This is a genomic window from Cloacibacillus sp. An23 (assembly GCF_002159945.1).
Lineage (GTDB): Bacteria > Synergistota > Synergistia > Synergistales > Synergistaceae > Caccocola.
Genome location: NZ_NFJQ01000008.1, coordinates 92,622 through 111,082 on the forward strand (window position 1 = coordinate 92,622; position 18,461 = coordinate 111,082).

At 60.4% G+C, this 18,461-nt stretch carries 15 protein-coding genes; all 15 read left to right on the forward strand.

Translation table 11 applies throughout. The annotated features are described in order from the left end of the window. Positions 1–22: 22 nt before the first annotated feature. Positions 23–2,476 carry a DNA gyrase subunit A gene (gene gyrA / locus B5F39_RS09155; protein ID WP_087366359.1) on the forward strand — a complete coding sequence of 818 codons (2,454 nt, stop codon included), beginning with the start codon at positions 23–25 and terminating at the stop codon, positions 2,474–2,476. A 1-nt stretch (position 2,477) separates the two neighbouring features. Next, on the forward strand, positions 2,478–3,107 hold the full coding sequence (locus B5F39_RS09160) for a phosphatidylserine decarboxylase (protein WP_087366361.1): 630 nt from the start codon (positions 2,478–2,480) through the stop codon (positions 3,105–3,107). Next, a complete protein-coding gene (gene pssA / locus B5F39_RS09165; protein WP_087366364.1) occupies positions 3,100–3,840 on the forward strand; it encodes a CDP-diacylglycerol--serine O-phosphatidyltransferase in 741 nt (246 codons plus the stop codon). The genes B5F39_RS09160 and pssA overlap by 8 nt, the downstream gene beginning before the upstream one ends. 77 nt (positions 3,841–3,917) lie before the next feature. Further along, positions 3,918–5,684 (forward strand): indolepyruvate ferredoxin oxidoreductase subunit alpha, encoded by a 1,767-nt coding sequence (gene iorA, locus B5F39_RS09170; protein ID WP_087366367.1) that lies wholly within the window; start codon positions 3,918–3,920, stop codon positions 5,682–5,684. A gap of 3 nt (positions 5,685–5,687) precedes the next feature. Then, entirely contained in the window at positions 5,688–6,269 is a 582-nt protein-coding gene (locus B5F39_RS09175; protein WP_087366370.1) for an indolepyruvate oxidoreductase subunit beta, read from the forward strand. A 73-nt stretch (positions 6,270–6,342) separates the two neighbouring features. Next, positions 6,343–7,080, forward strand: coding sequence for a class I SAM-dependent methyltransferase (locus tag B5F39_RS09180; RefSeq protein ID WP_087366373.1), 738 nt, complete (start codon positions 6,343–6,345; stop codon positions 7,078–7,080). A 162-nt stretch (positions 7,081–7,242) separates the two neighbouring features. Further along, complete coding sequence (gene dctP, locus B5F39_RS09185; protein ID WP_158096008.1) at positions 7,243–9,300, forward strand: TRAP transporter substrate-binding protein DctP; 2,058 nt, start codon at positions 7,243–7,245, stop codon at positions 9,298–9,300. Beyond that, entirely contained in the window at positions 9,281–10,384 is a 1,104-nt protein-coding gene (locus B5F39_RS09190; protein WP_087366379.1) for a helix-turn-helix domain-containing protein, read from the forward strand. The genes dctP and B5F39_RS09190 overlap by 20 nt, the downstream gene beginning before the upstream one ends. 273 nt (positions 10,385–10,657) lie before the next feature. Beyond that, positions 10,658–11,659, forward strand: a complete 1,002-nt coding sequence (locus tag B5F39_RS09195) for a DctP family TRAP transporter solute-binding subunit (RefSeq protein WP_087366381.1) — start codon at positions 10,658–10,660, stop codon at positions 11,657–11,659. 103 nt (positions 11,660–11,762) lie between these two features. Beyond that, a complete protein-coding gene (locus tag B5F39_RS09200) occupies positions 11,763–12,257 on the forward strand; it encodes a TRAP transporter small permease (protein WP_158096009.1) in 495 nt (164 codons plus the stop codon). Between the two features lie 5 nt (positions 12,258–12,262). Next, the gene (locus tag B5F39_RS09205) at positions 12,263–13,549 is read left to right on the forward strand and encodes a TRAP transporter large permease (RefSeq protein WP_087366387.1); all 1,287 of its coding nucleotides are present in this window, start codon (positions 12,263–12,265) and stop codon (positions 13,547–13,549) included. A gap of 43 nt (positions 13,550–13,592) precedes the next feature. After that, the gene (locus tag B5F39_RS09210; RefSeq protein ID WP_087366390.1) at positions 13,593–14,345 is read left to right on the forward strand and encodes an alpha/beta fold hydrolase; all 753 of its coding nucleotides are present in this window, start codon (positions 13,593–13,595) and stop codon (positions 14,343–14,345) included. 12 nt (positions 14,346–14,357) lie between these two features. Then, positions 14,358–15,626, forward strand: coding sequence for a nickel-dependent lactate racemase (larA, locus tag B5F39_RS09215; RefSeq protein WP_087366393.1), 1,269 nt, complete (start codon positions 14,358–14,360; stop codon positions 15,624–15,626). Between the two features lie 94 nt (positions 15,627–15,720). Beyond that, complete coding sequence (locus B5F39_RS09220; protein ID WP_087366395.1) at positions 15,721–16,986, forward strand: glycine/sarcosine/betaine reductase component B subunit; 1,266 nt, start codon at positions 15,721–15,723, stop codon at positions 16,984–16,986. A 13-nt stretch (positions 16,987–16,999) separates the two neighbouring features. Further along, positions 17,000–18,319 carry a glycine/betaine/sarcosine/D-proline family reductase selenoprotein B gene (locus B5F39_RS09225; RefSeq protein ID WP_239391205.1) on the forward strand — a complete coding sequence of 440 codons (1,320 nt, stop codon included), beginning with the start codon at positions 17,000–17,002 and terminating at the stop codon, positions 18,317–18,319. Positions 18,320–18,461: the final 142 nt, after the last annotated feature.

The following is an 18,461-nucleotide window of genomic DNA, read 5'->3' on the forward strand; positions in this document are numbered from 1 at the left end:
ATCTGCGCTCGGAGGTAAATATATGGACCACAATTCAAAGCAGAGCAACTTGTTTGAGATAAACAAAGTCATTACGCTCCCGCTCGAAGAGGAAATCAAACAAAGCTATCTGAACTACGCGATGAGCGTCATTGTCGGTCGTGCGCTGCCAGACGCGCGCGACGGGCTGAAGCCCGTGCAGCGCCGCATACTCTACGCGATGATGGAGCTCGGCGTGCGCCACAACCAGCCCTTCAAGAAGTCGGCGCGTATCGTCGGAGAGACGATGGGTAAGTACCATCCGCACGGCGACGCGGCGATATACGACACGATGGCGCGCCTTTCGCAGGATTTCAGCATGCGCTACACGCTCGTGGACGGTCAGGGAAACTTCGGCTCTATCGACGGAGACCCGCCGGCGGCCATGCGTTACACCGAGGCGAGGCTTCACGCGCTCGGCGAGGAGATGCTCGCCGACATCAACGAAGACACCATAGACTGGGGGCCGAACTTCGACGAGTCGCTGCAGGAGCCGCTCGTGCTCCCGTCGCGCATTCCTAATCTGCTCGTCAACGGCAGCACCGGCATCGCCGTCGGAATGGCGACGAACATGCCGCCGCACAACCTCGGCGAGGCGATAGACGTCTGCTGCGCGGTGCTCGACGACCCGGACGTCGAACTTGGCGAGCTGATGAACCTCATGCCGGGGCCCGACTTCCCGACCGGCGGAGTCATCCTCGGGCGCGACGGCATAATAGACGCCTACCGCACCGGCCGCGGAAAGATAATAGTACGCGGGCGTGTCGAGATAGAGGAGCCCAAGAAGGGCAAGCGCGCGATAATAATCACCGAGATACCTTATATGGTCAACAAGACCAACTTTATAGAGACGATAGCGAAGGGCGCGCAGACCGGCATAATCGACGGGATTTCCGACCTGCGCGACGAATCCGACAGGAACGGGATGCGCATAGTCGTCGAGCTCCAGCGCGACGCGGACCCGAACCTCGTGCTGCGCCAGCTCTATTCGCGCACGCAGCTCCAGACGACCTTCGGCGTTATAAACCTCGCCATTGTAGACGGCGGCACGAAAGAGCTGCCGCTCAAGGAGATGGTGCTGATATTCCTCAACCACCGCCGCGAGGTGGTGCGCCGGAGGACGGAGTTCCGTCTGCGCAAGGCCGAGGACAGGCGTCATATCGTCGAAGGGCTGCTCCGCGCGCTCGACGCGATAGACCGCGTAATAGCGATAATCAGGGGCTCCGACACGGCGCAGACGGCGCGCGAGAGACTCATGTCAGAACTTGAATTCAGCGAGATACAGGCGCAGGCCATACTCGACATGAGGCTCCAGCGCCTGACGGGCCTCGAACGCGAAAAGCTCGACGCCGAGCTGGCCCAGCTCCTGATGGACATCGAACGCTACCACAGCATACTTTCGAGCCGCGTCGTGCTTGACTCGGTCGTGAAGAGCGAGCTGCTTGAAGTCAAGACTGCATATAACGACAAGCGCCGCACCGACATAGAGAACAGCGTCGAAGAGGTCGCCGCCGAGGACCTGATTCCCGAAGAGGACATAGTCGTCGCCCTTACGCGCGACGGCTACATCCGCCGTATGCCGCTCCAGGACTACCGCGTTCAGCAGCGCGGCGGCAAGGGCGTAAAGGGCGTCGCGACGAAGGCCGAGGACGAGATAGCGATAATCGCGACCACGACGACGCACAAGACGCTTTACCTGTTCACAAACCGTGGGCGCGTCTTCGGCGTGCGCGGCTTCTCCCTGCCGGAGCCTAAGACCGGCAAGGGCAAGCTCATAGGCACTATAGTCACGCTCGAAAAGGACGAGCGCGTCGTCGCGATGAAGGACAGCGCGCTCGAGGGCGCGAAGTTCGTATTCTTCGTTACGAAACTCGGCACGGCGAAGCGGCTTCCCGTGACGGAGCTCGACGGACTGACGAGGGCGGGCCGCCGCGTGCTCGGCATAGCGGACGACGACGACATAGCGCGCGTGCGCGTGACGAGCGGCAGCGACGACCTTCTGCTCACGACCGCGATGGGGCAGACTCTTCGCGTCAACGAGGACGAATTCCGCCCGCTGGGCCGCCAGGCGCAGGGCGTGCGCGGCATAAGGCTCGACGACGGCGACACCGTGGTCGGCTGCGACGTGGTGTCCGACGGCCGCGAGGTGCTCTTCATCAGCGAACGCGGCATCGGAAAACGCACCGCCTACGACGAATTCACGCAGCACCACCGCGCCGGATACGGAGTCCGCGCGATGAAGCTGTCGGAAAAAACCGGCAACCTAGTCGGCGCGTGGGGCGTGCAGGAGGACGAGGACATCATCGTCATAACCAGCCGAGGGCGCATGGTGCGTATCGTGGCCAAGGAAATATCGACGCTGAGCCGCTCCGCGACCGGCTACACGATAGTGAGCCTCGACGAAGGCGACACCGTCGCCGACATCAGCATCGTCCGCAAGGACGAGAGCGGAGACTAAAGTGAAGATCGCGCGCGACGGCTGGCCGACGATAGCCGCGCTTGTGCTCATGACGGCCGCGGGGTGGTACGTATCGCCGTGGATAAGCCTGTGCCTCTGCGTATTGCTCGCCTTCGTCTGCTGGTTTTTCCGAGACCCGGAGCGCGAGCCGGAGCGCCCGCTGAACGACGGCGACTTTTTAAGCCCGGCGGACGGCGCCGTCGTCGAGATTGAGGACTCCGAGCACGAGTACACCGGCAAGGCCGTTAAGATAGGCATATTTATGAACGGCTTCAACGTCCACGTCAACCGTTTCCCCGTGACGGGCACGGTCGGCTACGCGAAGTACGTTCCGGGGAAAAAATGGTTCGCGATAGCGCCCAAGGCTTCGGAGATAAACGAACGCTTCTACGTCGGAGCGGAGTCCGAATACGGGCGCTTCGTGCTTACGCAGATCGCAGGCATAATGGCGCGCCGCATAGCTCCGCGCGTGAAAGTGGGCGACGTTGTGCGCGGCGGCGAAAGATATGGTATGATAAAGCTTGGATCAAAGGTGGATATCTATCTTCCGCCTGCGATAATTCCCAACGTAAAACTCGGAGACAAGGTATTCGCCGGACGTACCATAATAGGAGTGAAAAAAAATGCGTAAGCACAGGCAAGTCAGAAATATACCGTTCAGGATGATAATCCCGAACATGATAACAAGCGGCAGCGTATTCTGCGGCGTTTCCGCGATAATACTCACGTCGCACGGACGTCTCGTCCCGGCCGCTCTGCTTATATGCTTCGCGGCCTTCTTCGACGTTATGGACGGCCGCGTCGCGCGCAGCCTCGGCGGCGGCAGCCATTTCGGTGAGGAGCTCGACAGCCTGGCCGACGCTATAAGCTTCGGCGTCGCTCCGGCTTTTCTCGTCTACACCGCATATATAGGCCCGGAAAGCGGGGTATGGGGCCCGCTCTCCGCCTCCTTCTTCGCGCTCTGCGGCGTGCTGCGCCTCGCGCGTTTCAACGTCGCGCACGTGCCGACGGGCCCGTTCCAGGGGCTTCCGATACCGGCGGGCGGCCTTTCGCTCGCCTCGCTCGTCATGGCCGGCGCGCCGGTGACTCCGCTCGCCGCGATGTGCGCCATGTGCTTCGTCGGCGCGCTGATGGTCAGCTCCGTCCCCTACTGTAACACGAAGCGCCTCAGCAAACACAACGTCAACAAGGTCAAGCTTTACGGCATGACGACCTTCATCGTCCTCTGCTTCGTAGTTTTGCGTGAAAAGGCTTTCCTCGCCGTCGCTTTAATGTATATAATAAGCGGGTTGGTAAGATTCGACGGCGCCGCGTGGATAATGCTCGACGCCGGAGACGAGCGTTCCGCCGAAGACAAAGAATAACGGCAACAAGGCAAGGAGTTTTATATCCCGGCTTCGCTCGCGAAGGCCGGGTTTTTTATTTACAAGGAGGAGATTGAATGAGGAAGATAATGACCGGAAACGAGGCGACGGCCCGAGGCGCGTGGGAAGCCGGGCTGCACTTCGCCGCCGCGTATCCCGGGACGCCCTCGACGGAGATTCTTGAAAACCTCGCGCTCTACAAGGACAAAGGGGTTTACTCCGAGTGGGCGACGAACGAAAAAGTCGCGGTGGAGGCCGCGGCGGGCGCTTCGATAGCGGGAGCGCGCGCCCTCGCCGCGATGAAGCACGTCGGTCTCAACGTAGCGGCAGACCCGTTCTTTACTCTCGCCTACACCGGCGTCAACGGCGGCCTCGTGATAGTGTCCGCCGACGACCCCGGCCTCTTCAGCTCGCAGAACGAGCAGGACAACCGCTTCTATGCCTCGCACGCTAAGATAGCGATGGTGGAGCCATCCGACAGCCAGGAATGCCTCGACTACGTAAAGGAAGCTTTCGAGATTTCCGAGAAATACGACACGCCTGTGCTCTTCCGCGTCACGACGCGCATATGCCACAGCAAGACGCTCGTCGAGACCGGCGACAGGGTCGAGCGCGAAGTGCGCCCGTACAAGAAGGACGTGACGAAATACGTCATGGCCCCAGCGAACGCGAAGCGCCGCAAGCAGATACTGACCGAGCGCATCGCTGCGCTCAAAGAATACAGCGAGACGACCCCGCTCAACCGCGTCGAGCGCGGAAGCGGGACCGTAGGCATCATCACGAGCGGGATCTCCTACAACCACGCGAAGGAAGTCTTCGGCGACGAAGCGTCATACCTCAAGCTCGGCTTCACATGGCCGCTGCCCGAGAAGAAAATCCGCGATTTCGCCGCTTCGGTCGAAACGCTTTACGTCATAGAGGAAAACGAGCCGTATCTTGAAAACTACGTCAAAGCGCTCGGCATCGCCTGCACCGGACGCGAGAAGCTGCCGTGGATAGACGAGCTCACGCCCGAGCGCGTGCGCCGCGCCTTCTTCCCCGACTCTGAGGAGAGCGGCGGCTACTCGATAGACGCCGAGATACCGCCGCGCCCGCCGGTGCTCTGCGCAGGCTGCACGCACCGCGGGTTCTTCTACGAAGTCGGCAAATATAAAGATATCGTCGTGACGGGAGACATCGGCTGCTACACGCTCGGCATCGTTCCGCCGCTCTCCGTCACCGACACGGTCATCTGCATGGGCGCGAGCGTCTCGGGCGGCGTCGGCTTCCGCAAAGCCGTCGAACGCGCGGGCCGCAAGGAAAAAGTGTTCGCGGTCATAGGCGACTCGACATTCTTCCACTCGGGCATAACCGGCCTCATCGACGCGATAGTCAACAAGGCCCCGATAGTCGTCAACATACTCGACAACCGCATAACCGCCATGACCGGACATCAGGAAAACCCGGGCACTGGCCGCACGCTCATGGGCGAGCCGACGCACCAGGTGGACCTCAAGGCGCTCTGCATGGCCTGCGGAGTGAAGGAAGAAAACATCCGCCTCATCGACCCGTACGACCTCACGGCGACGAGAGACGCGGTCCGCGCCGGATACGAGGCGACGGAGCCCTTCGTCATCATCACGACCTCGCCCTGCGCGCTGATCAAAGAAGTCGTAAGGCGCCGCGCGAATATGAAATGCTTCGTAGACGAGGAGAAGTGCGTGAAATGCAAGCTCTGCCTCAAGGCCGGATGCCCGGCGGTCAACTTCCGCGACGGGCGCGTCTACATCGACCGTGCTTCATGCAACGGCTGCACCGTCTGTATGCAGATATGCCCGAAGCACGCGATAGTCAGGGAGGGTTAGGCCATGAAGAAAAACGATACTAAAAGCATTCTCCTCGTCGGAGTCGGCGGACAGGGCACGATACTCGCCTCGAAGATACTCTCCGAAGGGCTCGTGCGCAAAGGCTACGACGTCAAGATGTCCGAGATACACGGCATGAGCCAGCGCGGAGGCAGCGTAACGACGCACGTGCGCTACGGCTCTAAGGTAGCTTCGCCCGTCGTGCCCGAGGGCGAGGCCGACGTGCTCGTCGCCTTTGAGAAGGTCGAAGCCGCGCGCTGGCTGCAGTATCTTAAAAAGGGCGGCACGCTCGTCGTCAACGACTTCGAAATATATTCCCTGCCGGTGCTCACCGGAGCCGCCAAATATCCCGAAGGCGTGACCGAGAAGCTCCGCGCCGCGGTGCCGAACACGAAGGTCTTCAACGCCGGAGAGATAGCGAGCAGCCTCGGCAACATCAAGGCTCAGAACATAGTGCTCCTCGGCGCGCTCGTCAAGGCGATGGGCCTTGAGGACCTCGACTGGGAGGACGTGCTCAAAGAGCTGATCCCAGAGAAACTTCTCGACCTCAACCTCAAAGCCTTCAGAGCCGGCTTAGAGCAGTAACATTACGAAACGTCACGGGCGCGGCGGCTGGGCCGCGCCCTTTTCTTATGTTCCCGCGAAAGAGAAAAATCAGATGAAAGAGAACAAATACGACGACGAGATATTTTTTGAGAAATACGCGCAGATGGCGCGCTCAAAGTACGGCCTCGCGGCGGCCGGCGAGTGGGAGACTCTGCGTCCGATGCTGCCGGACTTCCGCGGAAAGCGCGTGCTCGACCTCGGATGCGGCTACGGCTGGCACTGCGTCTACGCGGCGGAAAACGGCGCGGCCTCCGTCGTCGGAATAGACATTTCCGAAAAAATGCTCGCCGCGGCGCGCGCTCGGACGAAGGCTGCGAACGTGCGCTACGTCCGAGAGGCGATAGAAGACGCGGACTTTCCGCCGGAAAGTTTCGACGTCGTGCTGAGCTCGCTCGCGCTTCACTACGTCGGGGACTTCGGCGCGGTCGTGAAAAAAGTGCGCCGTTTCCTCGCGGCCGGCGGAACGTTCGTATTCTCCGCCGAGCACCCCGTCTTCACCGCGCAGGGGCCGCAGGACTGGCACTATAATGCGGACGGCTCGATAGCCCACTTCCCGGTCGATAATTATTATTACGAAGGCCGCCGCGACGCCGTATTCCTCGGCGAACGCGTCGTCAAATACCACCGCACGCTCGACGCCTACATCAACGCGCTGCTCTCGAACGGCTTTGCGCTGACCGGCTTCGCCGAGCCGCGCCCTACGGCGATGATGCTCGCGGAGATTCCCGGAATGCGCGACGAGATGCGCCGCCCGATGATGTTTATAGTATCCGCGGCGAAGCGCGGCTGATACAAGCGGATCCGCGGGCGAGCTGAGTCCTTCAAAATGCTGAATTTTGCTTAATTTTCATATGAAGTGTGTTTAATATGTTATACTTCTGGCAGATACGAAAAAGCGGCATGAACGTATCTAAAATGCGCGCGGATGCGGAGGAGGGCTGTCCACGGCAAAATGGGCGCGTCTTACCTGAATGAATCTGTCATAAGCGCAGTCTCGCGCGCCGTGGGCCATTCGCTCGACGTTCCGGCCTGCGTGCTGGACTTGGAGCTGAAGCAGCGGCTCGTTCTCGGCGGTGGCGGAGAGCGGTTCGCGGCGGATCTGTCGCGTCTGCTTGAGAGCGCCTCCGGCCCGGATGAGGCCGCGCGTATCGCGGACGCCGCGTCCGTCTATTGGACGCCGTGCGAGGCTGACGGCAGGACGGTCTGCTATATCGCCGCGCCGGCGGAGCGAGGCGAGCTCGCTGCGGCCTATCTGAAAGTCCTGATACAGGCCGAGTGCCGCATGGACGCGGAGGGCGGGGCCGAGGAGGAGGGGCGCAAGCGCTCGATGCTCGTCAGCCAGCTCGCCGGCTCCGGACGCATAGACTCGGAGGCGGAGTCATACCTCGGCGCTCTCGGCTATGAACGCGACATACTTCGCTGCGCGGTGCTCTGCGTCGTGGAGACCGCGTCGGGACATCACGACGGCGAGGTGCCGTTCATTTCTCTCGAACGCTGGGCCGCCGGGGCCGGGATACTGTCTCGCGAGGATATCTACGGCTACGCCGACGCCGGGCAGATGATAGTGTTCAAGGCCGTCCCTGGCGCCGACTATACCTCTTACGCCGGAGAGATAAAAAGCATGGCGGCCTCTATGTCGGAGTACATATCGGAGCGTTCCTCCGGGCTCGCCGAGCTTTCGGTATACGCCGGAAGCGCCTATCAGGGAGTCTCGCTGCTTCATAAGAGCTACGCCGAGGCGGCGTATCTCTATTCACGGCACGGCGGAACGGGCGGATCGTGCCTCTTCATCAACGACTTTATATTCGAATGGCTTTACTCCAATCTTGACGGCGCGGCGCGAAGGAACCTCGCGCGCGATATATCGTCGGCGCTGGACGAGAACCAGGAAATATCCGCCACGGCGGTGCGCCTGTCGCTGTCGGACTGCAGCCCGATAAAATGCGCGGAAGCTCTTGGCGTCCACCGCAACACGGTACTCCAGCGCATAAGAAAAATAAAAGAGAGGACCGCGCTCGACCCGCTGCACAGCGTGCGCGACCGCGTAGCTCTGCGCGCCTGCGTCATAAACAGGACGCGGCGCACGGTGTGGAACGGCGGCGTAATCGTGCAGCCGGGCAGCGTGCTCAGCCTCGGGCTGCGCCATCTTTCGGAGCTGCTTTACGAGAAGAGCGGCGGCGGATTCCAGCTCAACATCCACACGGTATCGACCTCCGGCGACAATTACAAGCTATTCGGCATGCTGATGTCCGGCGCGCTGAACGTAGTCGTCGGCTCGACGATAGCGCTCTGCCCGTACACCGACAACAAAGCGCTCACACTTCATCTGCCTTTCCTCTTCAAGTCGCCGGACGAGGCGGAGTACGTCGTCCGCACCACGGTCCTCCCGGAGCTGCGCGACAGCCTCGACGAGGCCGGGATAATATGCTGCGGCCTATGGTCGATGGGCTGGCGCTGCCTCACCTCGCGCGGCACGCCCATCCGCGTCCCGTCCGACCTGAAGGGACGGCGGATAAGGATACTCGCGTCGGCCTCGATACGCGACTACTTCGCCGGCCTCGGCGCGGTGCCGCTCCAGATTTACTATAACAACATCAAAGACGCGCTCGCCTCGAATATAATCAACTGCCAGGAGAATCCCTACAAGAACATCCTCGACATGGAATTCTACAAATACCAGGACTATGTGACGGAGCTGCCTATATGGTACAGCATGGAGGCGCTCTGCATCTCTAAGAAATCGTGGCTCGAACTCGACGTGGAACGCCAGGAAATGTTCCGACAGGCGGCGGAGGAGAGCGGGGCGTGGGTGCGCCGCCGCCAGGTCGAGACGAACCGCGCCGCGAAGGAGGAGCTCGTGCGCCTCGGCATGAAGGTAATTGTCCCGACCGACGACGAGATGGCTGTATGGCGCAGGAGCGTCAGGCCTCTTTACGAGGCGGAATCTCGGCGCGAATTCCTCACCAAGATAATGAAGGCGAAGAGACGCTATGCAAAGAGCAGACGCTGAACGGCTCTTTCAGATGGCCTGCGCCGCGTTCCCGCGCGGCGGCGTCGCGCTCTTCGACGGCGGCGTCAGGCTGATGTGCCGCGAGGACGCCGAATGCGGCGTTCCGCCCGCACGCTTTGATATGAGGAAAGAGGCGTCGGTCTTTTCGCGCGGCGGACGGCTTTACTATCTCGTGCAGCTCCCGCTGCCTCCGTCCTTTCAGATATTCCTGTGCCTGCGCGCCGAAGATTATTCGAGCGCCGCTGTTCCAGTACGAATGCTCGACGTGCTCGCATCCGAGGCGCGCCGCTGCGGCGGCGAAAGCGCGCCGGATGATGCGCGCGCCGCCCGTCCGGGGGAGAACCGCCTTCTCGACAGCCTGCTCTATACGGACACGCTCGAGATGAAAGTCTACACCTTTCTGCTCGCCGAGGAATACGGCAAAGACCTCGGCATACCGCGCGCCGTCTGCGTCGTGAACGGCGGGGCCGAAGAACTGCGCGAGGCCGCGCGCGTCGCGTCGCGCTTTCGCGAGGCCGACGCGCAGGACATATGCGGCCTGACCGGCGAGGGACGGCTGGTGATATGCCGCTGCCTCGGCGAGACGCGGCGCTCGGTGAAGAGCAGGCTCGACGGATACCTCCGCGCCCTCTCCGAACGGATAAGCGCGCGCTGCGGGTTTGCGCCGGAGATATTCGTTGGTACGTACGCCGCCCAGCCCGAAGAATACCGCCTCAGCCTCGAGGCCGCGCTTATCGCGGGCGAATGGGCGCGCGCGGAAGGAAAGCGCGGCGGGATATACTACGCCTCGGAATATATTCTTGAATACACATTCCAGAAGACCGAGCCGTCGCAGCTCCGCCACTTCCTTGCGCCGTACGCGGAGCGGCTGCGCGGCGAGCCGGAGCTGCTCGCTACGGCAGAGGCACTTATCGAATGCGATATGAACGTGATCCTCACGGCGGAGAAGCTGTTTGTGCACAGAAACACCGTGACGATGAGGGTGTCGCGGCTGCGCGAGCTCCTCGGCGTCGACCCGCTGCACAGGGACACGGATAAATTCCTCCTTATGCTGATATGCGCATATTATAGGCGATATTGCTGATTACACGCCGCGCCGCCCGTTCATAGCCGGAAAACGACGCGAAGCTGTGCTCCGTGCACATTTTGTTTGCCGTTTTGTTAGAAATAGGAAATATAGAAAAATATGCGTGAAAGAATAAAATAAGTATAGTGAAAAAAGGTATATGTGACGGAGAGAATTGCCGGGAAAAGGCAGTTTCAAGACGGACGAGCGTACGACGTCCGGCTTGATGGACTTTTGGGCTAAGCCCTAAAAGTTTCATAAAAACAAAAGCACAGAAGGGACGTTGAAATTATGAGAAAAAGCATTATGTCCGCAGTGATGGCCCTTATGGTCGCGGCCGCCGCGTTCGCGGGGCAGGCCGAGGCCGCCACGACGCTGAGGCTCGGCCACGTCGTAGCCGACAACAGCAGCCTCGACAAGGGGCTCGACTACTTCGCCAAGCTCGTCTCCGACAAGTCCGGCGGAGAGCTCAAGATCCAGGTCTTCCCGAACTCCTCGCTCGGCGACAACACCGCTATGATGGAGCAGCTCCAGTTCGGCTCGCTCGACATGATGGCCCCGTCGGTCGCCGCGCTCTCCGGCTTCACGCCGAGCACCGCGATATTCGACCTGCCCTACCTCTTTAAGAACGAAGCCGCCGCTGAGGAAGTCCTCGACGGCCCGCTCGGCGACTCCGTGGGCAAAGCGCTCGAGCCGCAGGGATTCTACCTTCTCGGCTGGATGACCCAGAGCTGGCGCCACCTCACATGCAACAAAGAAGTGACGAAGCCCGCCGACGTCGCAGGCATAAAGATCCGCACGATGGACAGCAAGTACCACATGGCGCACTTCAACACGCTCGGCGCTTCCGCGATACCGATGGCGATGTCCGAGCTCTACACCGCGCTGCAGCAGGGAACCATCGACGCGCAGGAGAACCCCTACACGAACATAGTCAACTCGCGCTTCTATGAAGTCCAGAAGTACGTCGTCGAGACGGGCCACATCTACGACGCCTGCCCGCTCATCATCTCCACCATCACCTGGAACAGGCTCAACGACGACCAGAAGAAGATAATCAAGGAAGCCGCAGCCGAAGCGGTCAACTGGGAGCGCGCCGAGGTCAAGAAGGACGACGATATCTTCCGCGAGCAGGTCAAGAAGAGCGGCACGACGGTCATCGTGCTGACGCCGGAGCAGCGCATGGAGTTCCGTAAAGCCGCCCAGCCCGTCTACGACGAGTTCGTGAAGGAGCAGGGGCAGAGCGGAGCCGACGCAGTGAAGGCCGTCGAGGCGATCAACGCAAAGCACTAGGGTTTTAAGCGAACGATAAACCTCAGATAGGTTTTTGAAGTCGCGGGGAGAGTGTGGGCTTCCCATGCTCTCCCCTTTGTTGTCTCAAAAAAAGGAGAATTTCATGTTAATCGATAAAAAAGCACCGTGGTACGATAAAATCGAGATAGCGATGATAATCGTGCTCTTCAGCATCCTCACGGTCATACTTTTCGTAAACGTCGTCACGCGCTTCTGCTTCCACTACACGGCGACTTGGTCGGAGCAGGCCGCGCGCTATCTCTTCGTTTGGATGACCTTCGCCGGCGTCAGCCTCGCCGGCAAGACGAGCTCGCATCTGCAGGTCACGGTAGCGAACATGGTCTTCGGCGAGGAGCGCGCGAAGACTGTATTCCTCATCGGCGATATAATAGTCGTCCTCTTCGGCTGCCTGCTCACCTATAAAATTTTCGGCGTCATGATGCGCGTCATGTCCACGGGACAGGTGTTCCCGGCCATGACGTGGCTGCCGTCGTGGACTCTCTACCTCGCCGGCGTGCTCGGCATGGCGGGCTTCACGCTCAGGGTCATACAGCGCCGCTGCAGGACCGCAGCTGCGGCTAAGCACAAGGAGGCTTAACTGATATGATAGCTTTACTTATCGGCACCCTTCTGGTGCTTCTTTTCCTCACCGTTCCTATCTTCGCCGGACTCGCCATATCGACGCTCGCCGTCTTCATGGCCTACTTCCCGGGACAGATGATGGACATGATGCTCGCGCAGTCTATGGTCAAGAGCTGCGACTCCTTCGCACTGATGGCGATACCGTTCTTCATGCTCGTCGGATCGCTGATGTCCACCTCGGGGCTCGCGCAGAAGCTCGTCAAGGTCGCCGAATCGGTGACCGGCGACTCGGCGGGCGGCCTCGGCACCTCGGCTATGATAGCGAGCATGCTCTTCGCCGCCATCTCAGGTTCCGGCCCCGCGACCGCGGCGGCCATCGGAGGCATAATGATCCCCGCTATGATGAAGCAGGGCTACGCTCCAGAATACTCGGCTACGCTGCTCGCCTCCGGCTCGACGATAGGCCCGGTCATCCCGCCGAGCATTCCTATGATAATGTTCGCAGTCACGATAGGCTGCTCGACGACGACGCTGTTCATGGGCGGAGTCGTCCCCGGAATCATGATGGGCATCGGCCTCATCATCTACAACAAGCTCTACTCGAAGAAGCATAACTACCGTGGCAAGCCCTCCTCCGGCGGCACGATGAAGGCCGTGCGCGAAGGCATCGGCGCTCTGCTCATGCCCGTCATCGTCCTCGGCGGTATCTACACCGGCATATTCACTCCGACAGAGTCCGCGGTCGTCGGCGTCGTCTACTCGATGGCGGTCAGCACCTTCATCTATAAGACTCTGACATGGGACGGCCTCAAGGAAGCTTTCGTTGACGCGGCTATAACCTCCGCGACCATAATGATCCTCTTCGGCGGAGCCAACACCTTCGGGCGCATACTGACGCTCGCCGACATACCGAACCAGATCAGCAGCGCGATACTTTCCTTCACGGACAGCAAGGTGCTTATCATGCTGATACTGAACTTCATACTGCTCATCGTCGGCATGTTCATAGATACGAACTCCGGCGTCATACTCTTCGCGCCGATCATCGTCCCGATACTCAAGGCGCTCGGCTATCACGAGATATTCATCGGCGTAATGATGGTTGTCAACCTCTGCATAGGAATGCTGACGCCTCCTATGGGGCCGAACCTCTTCATAACGATGAAGATCGCTGGCGTTTCGCTCGAGCAGGCGATGAAGCAGGTCGTGGTTCAGGTCATAATCCTCTACATAGTGCTCGCGATCATGATACTGATACCGGACACGGTGCTCATTCTCCCGAAGCTTTTCGGAATGATCCCTTGGTAACGGATTTTCGGCAGTTAAGATATAGTTAAGGAGATATAGTAAAATGTATTTGGCTAATGAGTTGGACGTAAACGGACGTCTTCTGCGCGGAAACGTGCGCATGCCGGACTCGGGCGGTCCTTTCCCGACGATAGTCTTCCTCCACGGCTTCACTGTGTGGAAGACGGGGCCGCAGAGGCTTTACGAAGAGTTCGTCCGTATGGCCGTGAAGGAAGGCTTCTGCGTCGTGCGCTACGACTTCTACGGCACGGGCGAGAGCGAGGGCGAGTTCTATGAAATGACGATAGGCAGCGAAATGAACGAGACCGCCGCCATCTTCGAGTGGGCCGCCAAGCAGCCGTACGTCGATGTAAACAACATGTTCCTCGGCGGACACAGCCTCGGCGCTCTGCTCGCGCTCGTCGAAGCGCCTCATATACAGCCTAAGGCGGCCTTCGGATGGTCTACGGCTCTCACGATGCTCTTCCAGGCGGGACAGCGCACGCGCACGATGCGCGGGCCGACTGAGCGCGGATGGGACATCGACGGCCTCGAGCTCTCGCGCGAATTCATGGACGAGTGCGCCGGCATGGACTTCCTCGAGATGGTGAAGGGCTACGACAAGCCGGTACTTCTCATCCACGGCACTGGCGACGTGGACATCCCCGTCGAGAGCGCCTACGCGCTTAAGAAGGTCTACGGGGACAACTGCGAGCTCGACATCGTGGAAGGGGCGAACCACCGCTTCCTTTCGCTTCCGTGGAAGAAGCACGCTTACGAGAAGACTCTGGAGTTCCTGAAGAAACAGCTTGGCTGAGAGGTGGAAGCAATGGAGATAAAGATCCCTTACGGGAAGACTTATCAGACGCTTGACATCAAAGAGGAATATCAGCTCGTCGAATCGAAGATACAGGAGCTCGGCGGCGGCGCGGACGGCGACAGGATCGTCCTTGAGGCTATGGCTTCGCCCATAGCTTCACCGAAGCTCAGCGAGCTTGCGGCGGGGAAGAAGAACGCGGTGGTCATAATCAGCGACCACACGCGCCCCGTGCCGAGCAAACAGATAATCCCGCACATGCTGGCGGAGCTGCGCGCCGGGAATCCCGACATCGACATAACCCTGCTCGTCGCGACCGGCTGCCACAGGGGCACCACTCCCGAGGAGCTCGTGCATAAGCTCGGCGAGGAAATCGCGTCGCGCGAGCGCATAGTCGTCCACGACTGCGACAGTTCCCCGCTGACGGAGCTCGGCGTCCTTCCTTCCGGAGCGCGCCTCGTCGTCAACTCGCTCGTCGCGAACGCGGAGCTTGTTGTATCCGAAGGCTTCATCGAGCCTCACTTCTTCGCCGGCTTCTCCGGCGGCCGCAAGAGCATACTTCCCGGCGTATGCAGCCGCGTGACGGTGCTAGGCAATCACTGCGCGGATTTCATCGACGATCCGAAGTCGCGCATGGGCGTGATTGATGGCAACCCGATAAACCGCGACATGGAATGCGCCGCTCGCATGGCGAAGCTCGCATACATCGTCAACGTCGTGGTCAACGAGGCTCACGAGGTCGTAGCGGCCTTCGCCGGCGACGCGATAGAGGCCCATCACGCGGGATGCGCCTATCTCGCAAAGTACTGCGAGGCCGACCCTGCGTACAAGGCGGACATCGTAATAACGTCCAACGGCGGCGCCCCGCTCGACCAGAACGTCTATCAGGCGGTCAAGGGACTTACGACCGCTGCGGACGCGGCCGGCGAAGACGGCGCTCTGATAATATGCGCCGAGTGCGCGGACGGAATCGGAGGCGACAGCTTCTACAAGGCGCTCAGCGAGTGTTCGACCCCCGAGGAGCTGCTCGAGGAGATACGCCGCGTGCCGATGGACGAAACTGTGCCAGACCAGTGGCAGTATCAGATACTCGCCCGGATACTCGAGAAGCATCACGTCTACTTCGTCACACGCCCCGAGCTCGAAAAAGAGATAACGGCGATGAAGATGGAATACGCGCCCTCGCTCGAGGAGGCCTACGCGCGCGCCCGCGCGCTCAGGGGCGCTTCCGCGCGCGTGACGGTCATCCCCAACGGGGTTTCCCTGATAATCAAACAGTAACCCAGCAGCAATAACATAAGCCGCTCCCTCAGCCTTCCGCCTTTGCCGTTGCGCGGAAGGCCGGGGGCGGCGTGTCACAAAAAGGAGTGAAAACATGGCAAAACCTTTTGAAATAGATTATATCTACGTGCGCTCGGTGCGCTTCGGAGAGAAGTCGTCGCTCGAGGACGGCGTGCTGACGATAAACCGCGACGAGCTGCGCGAGCTTTGCTCGAGCGACCTGTTTTCGCGGCTCGAGATAGAGCTCGCGGCTCCGGGCGAAAGCTGCCGCATACTCGCGATACACGACGTCATGCAGCCGCGCTGCAAGGTCGAGAACCCCGACGAGACTTATCCCGGCATTCTCGGCAAACTCGCGCCGGCCGGCGAGGGGAAGACGCTGGCGCTCAAGGGCGTCGTCGTCTCCGACATCTATTACGCTAAATGCAACATCAAGTATTACCTCGATATGGGCGGCCCCGCGGCGCGCTACTCGCATTTCTCGAAGCACTTCCACGTCTGCATAGACGCGGAGCCCGCCGATGGCGTGAGCGACGCCAGCTACGCCGAGGCGCTGAAGCTCGCATCGCTCAAGGCGAACGTCTACCTCGCGAAGCTCGGCCTCGGACATAAAATCGACTACTCGGAGCGCTTCGAGTGGAACCCCATCGAGTACAAGCCCGGCGAGAAGCGTCTGCCGCGCGTCGCATACTTCGCGACGCACCTCGCATCGCACGACACGTGGAACTTCCTCTTCTACGGACAGAGCGCTCTCGGCTTCCTGCCGATGGTGGTGCAGCCGACTGAGATACTCGACGGCGCGATGGTCTGGCGCTACTGGGAGCCGAACTACTATCTCCAGAACGAGATGTATATCAAAGAGCTGCTCAACCGCCACGGCAAGGATCTCGAATTCGTCGGATGCGTCTTCGCGAACAACGTCATGAAGCTCGACGGCAAAGAGACGATGGGCATGATAGGCGCGCGCCTCTGCCGCGACACCCTGCACGCGGACTGCGTGGTAGTCAACAAATCCGGCATGGGACACGCGCAGCTCGACTCGGCCCTCGCCTTCAACTGGATGGAGAAGCTCGGTATGCCGGCGATAAGCAACCAGGCCGCCGTCTCTAACTACGAGCCGGGGGACATGCTCGTAATAGCAGACCCGCGCGTGGACGCGGTCATAAGCAGCGGGCGCAACTGGGACGTGGAACACCCGAAGGTCGACCGCCTCATAGGCGAACACGCGAACGTGCCGTGCCTGCTCGGCTACAATCCGTGGGGGCCTTTCACGCACACGACGAACTACGCGCTGTGCGGCTGCTGGTCTCAGATAGGCGATTATTTCCAGACGGCGGATGCCGACCTGGAGTGGAAGTAAGGAGGTATGCGCCATGTCTGATAAATTAAGGATACTTCATTACATAAACCAGTTCTACGGAGGTATAGGCGGCGAGGATCAGGCGAGCGTCGGACTCTCGACAAAAGACGGCCCCGTCGGCCCCGGTATGCTTATGAAGGCCGTGCTCGCGGGACGCGGCGAGATCGTCAAGACGGTCATCTGCGGCGACAACTATATATCCGAGCACCAGGCCGAGGTGATACCGCAGATACTCGATATAATCCGCGAGGTGAAGCCCGACCTTGTGCTCGCGGGCCCAGGCTTCAACGCCGGACGCTACGGCATAGCCTGCGCGGCGCTGACTGCGGCCGTGCAGGAGCAGCTCAAGATCCCCTGCGCTACGGCGCTGTTCTCGGAGAACCCGGGCACAGACCTTTATAAGAACCGCTGCTACATCGTGCAGACCGACAACAACGCGAAGAACATGAAGGACGCGATGACGCGCCTCGTCGAGTTCGGCCTCAAGCTCGCCTCGGGCGAAACGATACGCGACGGCAAGCAGGAGGGCTACCACGGCAGCGGCCCCGCGATAGAGGTGGACTACTCGACGCCGGCCTGCAAGCGCGGCGTGGACATGCTTCTCAACAAATATTACGGCAGGCCCTTCCGCACAGAGGTCGTCATGCCGAACCACGAGGAGATACCGGTGCCGGTGCTGTCGAAGCCGCTTTCAGAATGCCTCGTAGCGGTCGTGACCGACGGCGGACTCGTGCCGCGCGGCAACCCTGACAGGATGCCGCCGACGAACTCTAAGAACTGGCGCTGCTACTCGTTCGCAGGGCAGGACTACCTGAAAGCCGAGGATTACGAGGTCAGCCATCAGGGCTACAACAACGCCTTCGTACTTCAGGACCCGAACCGCCTAGTGCCTGTCGACTGCCTGCGCGAGGAGGTAAAGAAAGGGCGCATAGGCGCGCTGCTCGACCACTACTACATGACCGCGGGCGTCATGACTCCGCTCGACATGAGCAAGAAGCTCGGCGAAGGCATAGCGCAGGCGCTGCTCGCGGACCATGTCGACGCCGTGATCCTCACATCCACCTGAGGAACGAGCTCTCGCTGCGGCGCAGTGATGACAAAAGAAATACAGCGCGCCGGCATACCGGTCGTGCATGTCACGAACCTTACGAAGATATCGGAGGGCATAGGCGCGAACAGGATACTTCGCGGCAACAGCGTCCTCCACGTATTCGGCAACCCGTCGCTTCCTCACGACAAGGAAGTAGACTACCGCCGCGAGATGGTCGAGAAGGCTCTCGCCCTTCTCGAGGAAACTCCGCAGAACGGAGCCCACGCGGTAGTCTCCGAGTAACCGCCGGAACATAGCAGAATATACGCAATTAAGCTCCGCGTGACTGTACTGTCCGCGGAGCTTATTTTATCGCGCATCTCCGGCGGAGACCGCTCTTGCAATTTTGCGGTATATATATTAGAGTTGGTCTAGTTGTATTAGC